Raw genomic sequence first — 10,850 nt, 5'->3', positions numbered from 1 at the left:
ACCTTTGCCGTGAGAACGAGGCGTACTTTAACGGATTAATTTATCTGGTCAACAATAAATTTTATCTTTTTGATTTAAGTGCTTAAAAAGCGATCCAGACGGTACAATTGGCATTCAATTAGGCCAAGAAACACTCGTTAGCTTTCATCAACTCTAAGTCACACACATGTTGATGCCCATAACTGCTTAGCTTGTAAACGCCTGACTAACGCGGATCGTAGTCACCACTCTCTTCAGCTCTGTAACATCTGTAACAATTGGAGCCCCTACTCTTGGCACTGTTTCACACGAAATATCATATTTTGTTACCGATAACTTTGCATCGAATGTGGTCGTACCTTTATAAAATCATTGACATTTTTTATTTTCAAAAAAAGCTCAATTCATTATCGAAAATATCAATAAATAATGATAGCTTACACTCGTTGCAGTAATTTAATGGACATATATCACATATAAGGACGTGGTTTACTTTGGCGACACACCATAAGAAAAACAAGGTATATCACTAATGTCTATCAAGAATCTTTCTATAGCGAAAAAGATATCGCTATCGTTTTTACTCATTGCCATCGTCAACATTGCGTTTGGCGTATTTTTATCTACAGAGCTCAAAAGCATTAAATCTGAGCTTTTAAACTATACCGATGATACGCTTCCTGCTATGGAAAGGGTAGATTCGATCCGAGATCACTTGTCTCGCTGGCGCCGTGCTCAGTTTGCGACATACACTTATGAAGACGCAGACCAAATCAGAAACAAAATTGCCAGCAACATTCGCGAACGTGAAAAGATCAGCAAAGAGCTCGATTCTTACGGTGAAACGATTTGGCCTGGTGAAGAGCAACAAACTTACCAGCGCCTTATGCGTCAGTGGAAAAAGTACTTGGTCACTATGGATCAGTACAACGAAGCGATGCTAGCCAACGACAAAAGCAAGGCCCACCCTATTTTGGCGAACTCTTTACCTGCTTTCGAAGCGGTTGACTCTGAGCTCGGTGAACTGATCCGTCTACTTAAAAATGCTATGGACAGTAACAAAACTCATATTCTTTCTTCTGTAAATGGATTGAGTAACTCGTCAATTGCAAGCAACGTTATTATTCTGCTTATCATGGTAGGCATGACGTACGTGCTGACACGCCTTATTTGTGGCCCACTAAAACTTGTTGTCGAGCAAGCAAATGCCATCGCAACAGGTGACCTATCAAACGACATCGATCGTAAAGCCATCGGCAATGACGAGCTAGGTGAGCTGGCAGATGCGACCACTAAGATGCAAGATGACTTGCGCCAAGTTATCGACAACGTGATTGCTGCGGTCACACAGTTAAGCAGTGCAGTAGAAGAGATGAATCAAATCTCTGATATTTCTGCGTCTGGTATGAAAGATCAACAACTGCAAATCACACACATTGCTACGGCAATGACAGAAATGAAAGCAGCAGTAGCCGATGTTGCACGTAATACTGAAGATTCAGCGAACCAAGCTAACGAAGCAAACCGTCGTACACAACATGGTGTTCGTGAAACGCAAGGCATGGTTGACGCGATTCATGAAGTTTCAAACGTAATTGGTGCTGCGGGCGATACTGTGGCAGAGCTTGAACAGCAATCGAATAAAATTAACGTTATTGTTGATGTTATCCGTGACATTGCCGATCAAACCAACCTACTTGCTCTTAATGCAGCCATTGAAGCTGCGCGTGCTGGTGAGTCTGGTCGCGGTTTTGCCGTGGTTGCAGACGAGGTTCGAACGCTTGCAGGCCGTACGCAAGATTCAACCAGCGAAATTACGTCGATCATTGAACAGCTACAATCGCTTGCAAAAGACGCGAAATCTGCGACAGAACTTTCTAGAACCAGTATCTCAGAATGTGCAGAGCAAGGCATTCAATCAAAACAGCTGATGAGCGACATTGAACACTCGATTTCTGATATCTCAGACATGGGCACCCAAATCGCCACGGCTTGTAACCAGCAAGACTCTGTTGCAGAAGAGCTTAACCGCAGCATTGAAAACATACACTTGGCATCTCAAGAAGTATCACAGGGCTCAGAGCAAACCGCACAGGCTTGTCGTGAGCTAAGCCAGCTGTCAATTTCTCTTAAAGATGTAATGAGCCGCTTTAAACTGAGTTAAACTCAGTTGATACCTTAGTTGATATTGAATCAACCTCGATTTGCACAAATTGAGTACAATCACTGAGGTATATTGAATCAAGATCTTCAAAAACGCTCCAAAGCACTACTTGGAGCGTTTTACTTCGTCAGGTACTTTCCCCAAGTACTCAATAACATAACCAATACAAAAAACGCGTACGGAGACTTTATGCGCTTAAATAAAACCTTACTATCACTGACTATCGCTGCTGCAACCGTTGCTCCTGCGATGCAAGCTACTGCTGCCCCTCTTCAAATTAGCAACACTGTAGTAAAAGCAGAGCAAGTTCAAGGCGCTAACGCTTGGCTGGAAATAAACTTAGGTCAATTCCGCGATAATATTGAGCAGTTCAAGTCGCACATGGATGGCAAAACGAAAATCTGCGCCGTAATGAAAGCCGACGCATACGGTAATGGCATCGCGGGCCTGATGCCAACCATTATCGAACAACAAATTCCTTGCGTTGCCATTGCAAGTAACGCCGAAGCACAGACCGTTCGCGACAGTGGCTTTAAAGGTCAACTTATGCGTGTACGCTCGGCGGATATTGGCGAGATCGAAGCCGCAATCGACCTAAATATCGAAGAGCTGATTGGTACTGAAGAGCAAGCCAAAGCACTGTCTAAGCTAGCAGAGAAAGCGGATAAAGAAATCAAAGTTCACCTTGCTCTTAACGACGGTGGTATGGGACGAAATGGCGTTGATATGACGACAAAAGCGGGCAAGCAAGAAGCGCTAGAAATCGCTCAACAAGCTGGCGTTAATATTGTTGGCATCATGACTCATTTCCCTAACTACAATGCAGACGAAGTTCGTCAAAAGTTATCTTCGTTCAAAGACAGCTCTGCATGGCTGATTAAAGAAGCGGGCCTAAAACGCGAAGATATTTTGCTGCACGTGGCCAACTCTTACACTGCACTTAATGTTCCTGAAGCACAGCTTGATATGGTTCGTCCTGGTGGCGTTTTATACGGTGATCTGCCAACCAACCCTGAGTACCCTTCTATCGTGTCTTTCAAAACACGCGTGGCATCCGTTCACCACCTGCCAAAAAATAGCACTGTCGGTTACGACAGCAGCTACAAAACGAGCAAAGAAAGCCTAATGGCGAACATTCCTGTTGGTTACTCTGATGGCTACCCACGAAAAATGGGCAATACGGCAGAAGTACTGATCAATGGCCAACGAGCAAAAGTGGCAGGTGTGGCTTCAATGAACACCACCATGGTTGATATTACAGGTATCAAAGATGTTGAGCCTGGTTCTGAAGTTGTACTGTTTGGCTCTCAGCAAGGCAAAACGATTTCGGCAGCAGAAATGGAAAAACATGCAGAGGTCATCTTCCCAGAACTATACACGGTTTGGGGTACTGCGAACCCTCGTGTCTACGTAAAATAAACCCTTTCAGTTATTCGTAACAGAACGAAAAAGCGAGCCTCGTGCTCGCTTTCCTACTCATATACTAATCTGTAACAATCCGTGCTCTTCTCAATTGAACAGAGCTTGCTATTTGCGTTGCGTTACTTTCCTTGAACCCTAGCAAGTGACAAATCCTCTAACCCCTTCATCTTAAAATCGTTCAGGTATACTTGTTTTTTTATATAGCACTTAGTGTTTGAAAGCCATTTCAATTGATGTTAAACATGAAGTTTACAAAAGAATAACAAACGCATTCATATGGCACTGCCCTTTTGGCCTGCTGGCTAGGTATCTCTATGACAGAAAATACTCAACATCTTCAGCGTTCCTCATCGGAGTTGCACGAATTTACCCGGATCGACGTGTGGAACGGTTTCACCCAACTTTTACCTCTGTCCATGTTTGTGGTCATATTTGGCCTCGCATTCGGTGTTGCCGCCGTACAAACAGGGTTAGATGTATTTCCCACTATGTTGATGAGCACACTGGTCTTCGCCGGTGCTTCACAATTTGCCACGCTAGAAATGTGGGGAGCAGAAGTACCTCTGATTCCAGTGCTTATTACTGTATTTGCTATTAATGCTCGTCACCTCTTGATGGGCGCTACGCTTTATCCATGGTTACGACAACTCCCACCGACAAAACGTTACGGTGTAATGCTGGTAGCATCAGACGCAAACTGGGCAATGGCACTCAATGCATTTGGTAGAAAAGAACCAGGTTTTGGTTTGCTTGTTGGCGGCGGCTTAGCGATGTGGTCGTTTTGGATTGTTGGCACCTGGATCGGCATTTATTTTGGTAACGCAATCAAAGACCCGGTGAGCCTCGGGCTCGATATGGTTATGGGATGCTTCCTGCTGTCTATGGTGGTGGCAGGGCCGAAAGACTTAAGGATCTTTGCGATTTGGGCCACAGCAGCAGCCTCTTCTATGTTGGCGTATTGGTATTTACCAGAGAATAGCCACGTAGTGGTTGGCGCCATTACTGGTGGAGTCTTAGGTGCTTGTTGGAAGGAGAAAAAAGCATGAACATCGAAACGAGCGTAGGTGGCACACTGCTTATCATCATCGCTATGGCGTTAGTCACGCTCATAACCCGCTGGGGCGGAGTGTATGTTATGTCATTTATTCCAATTAGCGAACGGGTTCAACGTTTCATCACTGCGATGTCAGGTTCCGTATTAGTTGCCCTTTTAGCCCCACTAGCGGTTGAGGGTGATTACGGTGCTAGAGCAGCACTTTTTTCTACTGCTGTCGTCATGTTCATCGTGAAAAAGCCTCTGCCCGCAATTGCAGCTGGCATCATCGCAGCCGCCGCGGTACGCGCTCTTTAACCGTCCTCAGCTAGATAATTACTTAAGCTCACATTCTTCGATTGTGAGCTTAACCGAGCCTTATAAACTAACCATAACAACTTAGTCTCAACTTAACCACGGTGCTTTTTGGCATTGCTCTTTTAGTAGAGATAAAAAGCCAGTGACTCGCGCTGACCTCTCATGCGCAGCAGAACTCACGAGGGCAACAATATCGGCATTTGGAAGCTCGTAATCTGGTAATAATCGCACTAATTTACCACTATCAATCTGTGACTGAATATCCCATTCAGATCGCATGATGACCCCTAAGTCTCTTAAGGCCCAGTCTTTAATCACTCTGCCCTCATTACTTGCAAGTGAAGGACGAATTCGAACATTTTCTATGGCTCCTGAGACTGTATGAGTAAAGCTCCACAACGTGACATCTTCATTATTTTCTCTCAACGCAATACATTGATGCCTCTTAAGATCTTGCGGAGTTTCAGGCTGTCCATAACGTGATAAATACTCCGGCGAAGCGCAAACAAAGCGCTTGTTTGGGGCTAAACTCACCATCTTAAGGCTGGAATCCGCCAGGTGACCAATGTAGATGATAATGTCCCATTTATGATGGTTGGCCCAGTTTGGCTTATCTGATAACTCTAGCTCCACTTCTAGGCGCGGATGAGCTTTTTTATACTCACCTAATAAAGGTGCTATCACATCGTTGCCAAAGCCAAGGGGCGCCAATACTCTTAGACGACCACTGACATCCCCTCTGCTTTCATTGAGTTTATCGGTGAGTTCATCCAAATCCTCAAGGATAGAACTACCTGTATCGACTAAAACGCGCCCTTCTTCTGTTAAGCTAACTATGCGCGAAGGCCGTTGAAGTAACTTAAGCGATAGCTTCTTTTCGATATGTTGAATACGCTGAGTGACTGATGGAGGCGTTATATTGAGCGCACGAGCCGCATCTGCCAATGTTCTATGGTTAGATACTACCACAAGAAATCGAATATCTTCTGTCGTTAACATTAACTTCCAACCTAATGTATAAGTAGATTTTTGTTAATATAATTCAACTTCTTCCTACTTCATAATCATTTCATCAATAGTTAATTTCACTTTGCAAGCTTAGGTAAATGAAATGATTAAGCATACAGAACACCCTAATATAGAAAAACAATACAATGCTATTGGCACACCATTTCTCTATTTGGACAAACAAAAATTTTTGAGCAACCTTACTCAAATGCGCAGTCATATGTCGAAACTAGGCACACCACTAAGGCCCCACTTTAAGACAGTAAAATCGTTAGATGCGCTTCCTTACTTAATTGACTCTATAGAGGACCCAATCACTGTATCCACCCTTGAGGAAGCAGAACAGCTTGCCAGTTATGGTTGTAAAAACATTCTCTATGCTGTTGGCATATCAAAAGAAAAGCTATTGCGAGTCGAACTGCTACTGAAACGCGGTATGAGTATTGTGGTTTTACTTGATAGCATGGAACAAGTCGATTTCGTTAACACCTACTGTCAAGAACGTGGTTGTGTTATTAGCTGTCTGATAGAGATTGATTGCGACGGACACCGAGGTGGTGTAAGTGCAGATTCCGAAGCCCTAATTGCAATGGCTAATAGCTTAGATAAGGGTTTGGCCGATTTTAAAGGGGTGATGCTCCACGCAGGTGAGTCTTACCACTGTAAGTCTCGAGAAGCATTAAACCAATCCGCCAGTAATGAAGTAGCGACTGCACAACTTGCAGCGAAACGCCTCGAGTCGGTTGGGATTTACTGCGAAATAGTCAGCGTGGGGTCTACCCCGACGGCATGCTCATACACAAACACAAGTGGAATCACAGAAGTCAGAGCTGGCGTCTATTCGTTGTTTGACTTAGTGATGCATCGGCTTGGAGTGTGTACCTTAAACGATATCGCAATCTCAGTAGTAAGTAGTGTTATTGGACACAACAAATCGAGGGGGCAAATATTTGTTGATGCTGGTTGGATGGCTCTTTCTTTAGATAAAGGCCATGACGAACAATGTTATGGCGTGGTTCTCCAACCGAACGGCCAAGAGAATCAAATACTGAAAGTCGTGCAGGTAAATCAAGAGCACGGCATACTCGAAGCGGCTTCTGGAAGCGAGATCGACTTCGAATGTTTTCCCATTGGTTCTAGATTACACATCGTCCCAAATCATGCATGCTCTACAAGCGCGATGCACAGTAAATACCATGTCTTTGACTTGGTAGAGGGTCAAATTGAGCAATGGCAACGTATTTCAGGGTGGTAAACATGATTTATCTAGATGAAAAAACGACAGCAGCGTTAATTTCTCACGAGCTGGCATACAAAGCGGTCAAAGCGGCATTTTCTTCAGTACAAGATCAGCACTCATCAATATTTCCGGTCGTTAACGCATCAGGCCCGATCGAAGGCTCAATGTTTTCACTCAAATCAGCATGCACAAATCAATTACTTGGTTGGAAAATGGGAAGCTATTGGCCTTGTAATAATCAGTTTGGGCGACCAAACCATGGCACTCATATCTTTCTTCTTTCACCGGATACGGGGGAAATGAAAGCCATTTTGTCAGCAAGTTTGGTCAATGCCTACCGAACTGCAGCAGCTGATGCCATCGCTGTTGATCTACTGGCGAGACAAGATTCATCTGTACTCGCGTTATTTGGCACAGGCCATCAAGCTAAATACGAAGCGCTTGCCATTTCAAAAATTAGGAACCTATCTAAAGTCCTGATTGTTGGTAGAAATCAGACTAACGCCAACCAACTAGCGCAAGAGCTAAGCAAAGAAGGGTTAACAACAGACATCAAATCCGCTCAAGAAGCCTGTGAAAGCGCAGATATTATTGTTACCGTTACAGCGTCCACCGCTCCTTTGTTTGAATCTTCATGGGTAAAACCTGGAACTCATATTTCTGCAATGGGAGCAGATAAAATAGGAAAACAGGAACTTCCACCATCGCTATTTGAGAACACCACCCTCTACTGTGATTATTTATCTCAGTCCAAAGCGATTGGTGAGTTCCAGCATGCGCCAGATAAAGAGATCTATCAGATCGGTGACAAGCTTCAATTAAAAGAAAGGAACAAAAACGACATTACTATTTTTGATAGCTCAGGAATTGCCTATCAAGATCTTTATATTGCGCAAATGGTTTTAGATAAATACCTATCCAAGGAAGATTACCATGAATAACGTTAGCTTTTTAAAAATAAACGGTAACACCATCGATGACATTATCGACCTCTCCGTGGAAGAGTCCCAAAAACACCTCATTGCTAATAACGCAGAATGGCTTGCAGAGGCGAGTTTCAACGACGATAGCGTCAGTTACGGCATTTATTTAGACGACAAGCCAGCAGGGCTCATCTCTCTTATCGATCCAAGACTACTCGACAAGTTCGATGATCACTTTCAAAAGGATCATTTGTACGTGTGGCGCGTCATGATTGACCATCGTTTTCAAGGAAAGGGATTGGGAAATCAAGCGATTAATTTTAGTAAGCGATACGCTTCCATTATCGGTTTACAAGGCGTGTCCCTGACCACAATGGATAAAGAGGAAGGGAATGCTCTCCATATTTACCAAAAGCTTGGTTTTACCCCAACAGGAAGAAGACTTGATGATGAAATTGAGTTGATTTTTAGCGTCAAAGAGTAAAAAGCCAACCTGGTCGGCCATATAGTGTTCCACCAGGTTGACTTGATGAATATTCAATGCTTATGCACAGCAGTTACAATTGCGCTTATATTTGTCCATTTTGCCAATACCAGGGTTAAAGGTGTTGGTTGGATCTAGCTCGTGGTAAAACTTCTGCAGCGAATTTTCAGCTTCGTACAAGTGACCCACATTATGTTCTGCTGGGTATTTAGCACCACGGCTATTGAGGTGTTCTAGCATCAGCTTTTTCATCAACTTCGTGTCGGTCCCTTTTTTGAAAATGTAATCTTGATGGAATACATAACACATAAAGTGGCCATAATAGAGCGCTTGAACAAGGTTCTTACTCACTTCTTCTGGTAAAGTTTCTAACCACTCTTCATCATTACGTCGCAAAGCGATATCAAGTGCAACGATGTCTTCTACGTCTTTTCGGTGAATCGTCTCGTAACGAATTGCTGCACCTGCTGCTGCAAAGCGATGTAAATAAGCTTTTTTACCCTCTTCCGGCGTACACTCGAAGAAATCACAGTCGTCTTCAACAGCCCAAACTTCTTTGAGGTATTTTTGCGCTTCAGCAATACCACCATCACTCATTTTCAATACCAGGTGATGCTCATACTTGTCACGGAAATCCAGCATTCGTTCTGGTAAATGTTGTGGGAACAACTTACTCGCGTAGTACAAAATGGTATCCGGCAGGTATTTACTAACAAACGGGACGCGCTCTAAGAAATTTTCTACTTTAGCTTTAAGTGCAAACATTTTTGGCAGCTTATCTGTGCCTAATAAGTCGATGGATAAGAAGACATCTTTGCCGTACTTCTCTGCCATGTTGAAGATATCTCGATGCAAGTATTCTCCCATCTCAGGCAAGTTCTCAAACGTAGATAAGAAATCTTTTCGCAGCTTCGTCAGTTTCGCAGGATCATTGGTGCCAAGGTAAAAAACCTGCTCTTTTTCGGGTACTGGGTAGCTATCAACTCGAACGGCGAAAACACCCAATTTGCCAGCGCAGCCACTGGCTTCAAATAATCGACGTTCATCGGCATTAAAGCGAGAAGGAATGTCAGAAGTCACGTCTCGAACACGTTCATCGTATTCTTTGTCTGATGCCATTCGCTCGTCATGAATGATCTTCGCTGGGTCAAAGTTTCCTTCTTGCAGGTTTGTCAGAATTTCTTCTGGCGTTTCACCTAACCCTTCAATACCAAGGTGGTTAACCAGGTGTAACTGGCCTTGCTTATCGACCTGCGCATAGATCGCCAGTTCGGTGTAAGCAGGACCACGCTTGACTAACGCACCGCCTGAGTTATTGGCGATACCACCAACCACAGTGGCACCTAATGATGAAGAACCGATGATAGAGTGCGGCGCTCGGTTCACCGCCTTCAATTCTTTTTCCAATGAGTGCAAACTTGCACCAGGCAAGCATACCGCCTGCTTACCGCCATCTAATAAGTGAATCTTCTTGATTTTGGTAATATTGATCACAACCACATCACGGTCATAATCATTACCACTTGGAGCTGAGCCTTCTGTTAAACCTGTTTTGGCAGCCTGCATAATAATAATGCAGTTTGCTTCAACGCACTGTTTAATGATCTTCCATTGTTCTACAAGAGTATTAGGAAACACGATAGCAAGCGCAGTGCCACTACCTGAGCGAAAACCCGAGCGGTAGTATTTTGTTTTAACCTCGTCGGTTAGGACATTTTCTTCCCCAACGATAGTTTTAAATTCGTCAATCAGCTGCTTTTGTTTCATATCCGTATCTCTCGTTATTGTACTTCGCTCACATCACCGTTTAGTGACGGTAATGGGCGTTTGAGCCACTATAAGCAGTCCATTTCTCGGCGTCTATGTCAGGCGGACGAACAATACGTAATCAATAAACAACAAACAAAATAATTCTTTATTTTTCTGTTACTTATCTTTCACATTTGAGAAATTTAACGTAAGAAACAGACCGTTTCTTAAAAGAAACAATAGCAAAACCATTTGTTAACAGTTGTGCGAGGTATCTTGTTATCAATATTAGTGATAAAACAAGGAGAAAGCTTAAGCTTCTAAATTTATAAGAATTATTAGAAATGAAGATGGAAACAATAACTCAACACCAACATAACGATTAGTGTTGAGTTATTGTCTTAAAATCGATGATTTTGACTTTGAAAGCTGGTGTATCTGTCTCTTATACACATCTCAAAAAAAAAAAAAAAAATAAAAAACAAAAAAAAAAAAAAAATACATAACACACAAACATTGCGATATAACTC

9 protein-coding genes are annotated in these 10,850 nt (G+C 43.2%); 7 read left to right on the top strand and 2 right to left on the bottom strand.

The window, feature by feature from the left end:
- Nucleotides 1-511: 511 nt before the first annotated feature.
- From EX191_RS22340 to EX191_RS22325, 4 genes are all read left to right on the top strand, one after another.
- Nucleotides 512-2,143, top strand: a complete 1,632-nt coding sequence (locus EX191_RS22340; protein WP_012842212.1) for a methyl-accepting chemotaxis protein — start codon at nt 512-514, stop codon at nt 2,141-2,143.
- 189 nt (nt 2,144-2,332) lie between these two features.
- Nucleotides 2,333-3,562, top strand: a complete 1,230-nt coding sequence (gene alr / locus EX191_RS22335; protein WP_193448520.1) for an alanine racemase — start codon at nt 2,333-2,335, stop codon at nt 3,560-3,562.
- Nucleotides 3,563-3,879: 317 nt separating this feature from the next.
- Nucleotides 3,880-4,611, top strand: coding sequence for an AzlC family ABC transporter permease (locus tag EX191_RS22330; RefSeq protein ID WP_167427542.1), 732 nt, complete (start codon nt 3,880-3,882; stop codon nt 4,609-4,611).
- Nucleotides 4,608-4,916, top strand: coding sequence for an AzlD family protein (locus EX191_RS22325; protein WP_124007969.1), 309 nt, complete (start codon nt 4,608-4,610; stop codon nt 4,914-4,916). The genes EX191_RS22330 and EX191_RS22325 overlap by 4 nt, the downstream gene beginning before the upstream one ends.
- An 87-nt stretch (nt 4,917-5,003) precedes the next feature.
- Here EX191_RS22325 and EX191_RS22320 read toward each other — a convergent pair whose 3' ends face one another.
- Nucleotides 5,004-5,915 carry a LysR family transcriptional regulator gene (locus EX191_RS22320; protein WP_134645709.1) on the bottom strand — a complete coding sequence of 304 codons (912 nt, stop codon included), beginning with the start codon at nt 5,913-5,915 and terminating at the stop codon, nt 5,004-5,006.
- A gap of 112 nt (nt 5,916-6,027) precedes the next feature.
- Between EX191_RS22320 and EX191_RS22315 the strand changes: the two genes are divergently transcribed.
- Genes EX191_RS22315 through EX191_RS22305 form a run of 3 tightly spaced genes read left to right on the top strand, consistent with a single transcriptional unit; the run spans nt 6,028 to nt 8,571 of the window.
- Nucleotides 6,028-7,179: an alanine racemase gene (locus EX191_RS22315; protein WP_193448519.1), complete on the top strand. Its 1,152-nt coding sequence runs from the start codon at nt 6,028-6,030 to the stop codon at nt 7,177-7,179.
- A 2-nt stretch (nt 7,180-7,181) separates the two neighbouring features.
- On the top strand, nt 7,182-8,105 hold the full coding sequence (locus EX191_RS22310; protein WP_193448518.1) for an ornithine cyclodeaminase family protein: 924 nt from the start codon (nt 7,182-7,184) through the stop codon (nt 8,103-8,105).
- Nucleotides 8,098-8,571 carry a GNAT family N-acetyltransferase gene (locus EX191_RS22305; protein WP_046875380.1) on the top strand — a complete coding sequence of 158 codons (474 nt, stop codon included), beginning with the start codon at nt 8,098-8,100 and terminating at the stop codon, nt 8,569-8,571. Before EX191_RS22310 ends, EX191_RS22305 begins: the two co-directional genes overlap by 8 nt.
- A gap of 60 nt (nt 8,572-8,631) precedes the next feature.
- Here EX191_RS22305 and dld read toward each other — a convergent pair whose 3' ends face one another.
- Nucleotides 8,632-10,338, bottom strand: coding sequence for a D-lactate dehydrogenase (gene dld / locus EX191_RS22300; RefSeq protein WP_109169012.1), 1,707 nt, complete (start codon nt 10,336-10,338; stop codon nt 8,632-8,634).
- Nucleotides 10,339-10,850: the final 512 nt, after the last annotated feature.

The sequence above is a fragment of the Vibrio chemaguriensis genome, assembly GCF_012275705.1.
In the GTDB taxonomy this organism is placed as follows: Bacteria; Pseudomonadota; Gammaproteobacteria; order Enterobacterales; family Vibrionaceae; genus Vibrio; species Vibrio diabolicus.
This window is presented reverse-complemented; position numbering and strand designations above follow the sequence as displayed.

Bases quoted from the DNA above. Each gene is read 5' to 3' on its own strand.
- dld (WP_109169012.1), bottom strand. From the start codon at position 10,338: ATGAAACAAAAGCAGCTGATTGACGAATTTAAAACTATCGTTGGGGAA.
- EX191_RS22310 (WP_193448518.1), top strand. From the start codon at position 7,182: ATGATTTATCTAGATGAAAAAACGACAGCAGCGTTAATTTCTCACGAG.
- EX191_RS22340 (WP_012842212.1), top strand. From the start codon at position 512: ATGTCTATCAAGAATCTTTCTATAGCGAAAAAGATATCGCTATCGTTT.
- EX191_RS22325 (WP_124007969.1), top strand. From the start codon at position 4,608: ATGAACATCGAAACGAGCGTAGGTGGCACACTGCTTATCATCATCGCT.
- EX191_RS22330 (WP_167427542.1), top strand. From the start codon at position 3,880: ATGACAGAAAATACTCAACATCTTCAGCGTTCCTCATCGGAGTTGCAC.
- EX191_RS22305 (WP_046875380.1), top strand. From the start codon at position 8,098: ATGAATAACGTTAGCTTTTTAAAAATAAACGGTAACACCATCGATGAC.
- alr (WP_193448520.1), top strand. From the start codon at position 2,333: ATGCGCTTAAATAAAACCTTACTATCACTGACTATCGCTGCTGCAACC.
- EX191_RS22320 (WP_134645709.1), bottom strand. From the start codon at position 5,915: ATGTTAACGACAGAAGATATTCGATTTCTTGTGGTAGTATCTAACCAT.
- EX191_RS22315 (WP_193448519.1), top strand. From the start codon at position 6,028: ATGATTAAGCATACAGAACACCCTAATATAGAAAAACAATACAATGCT.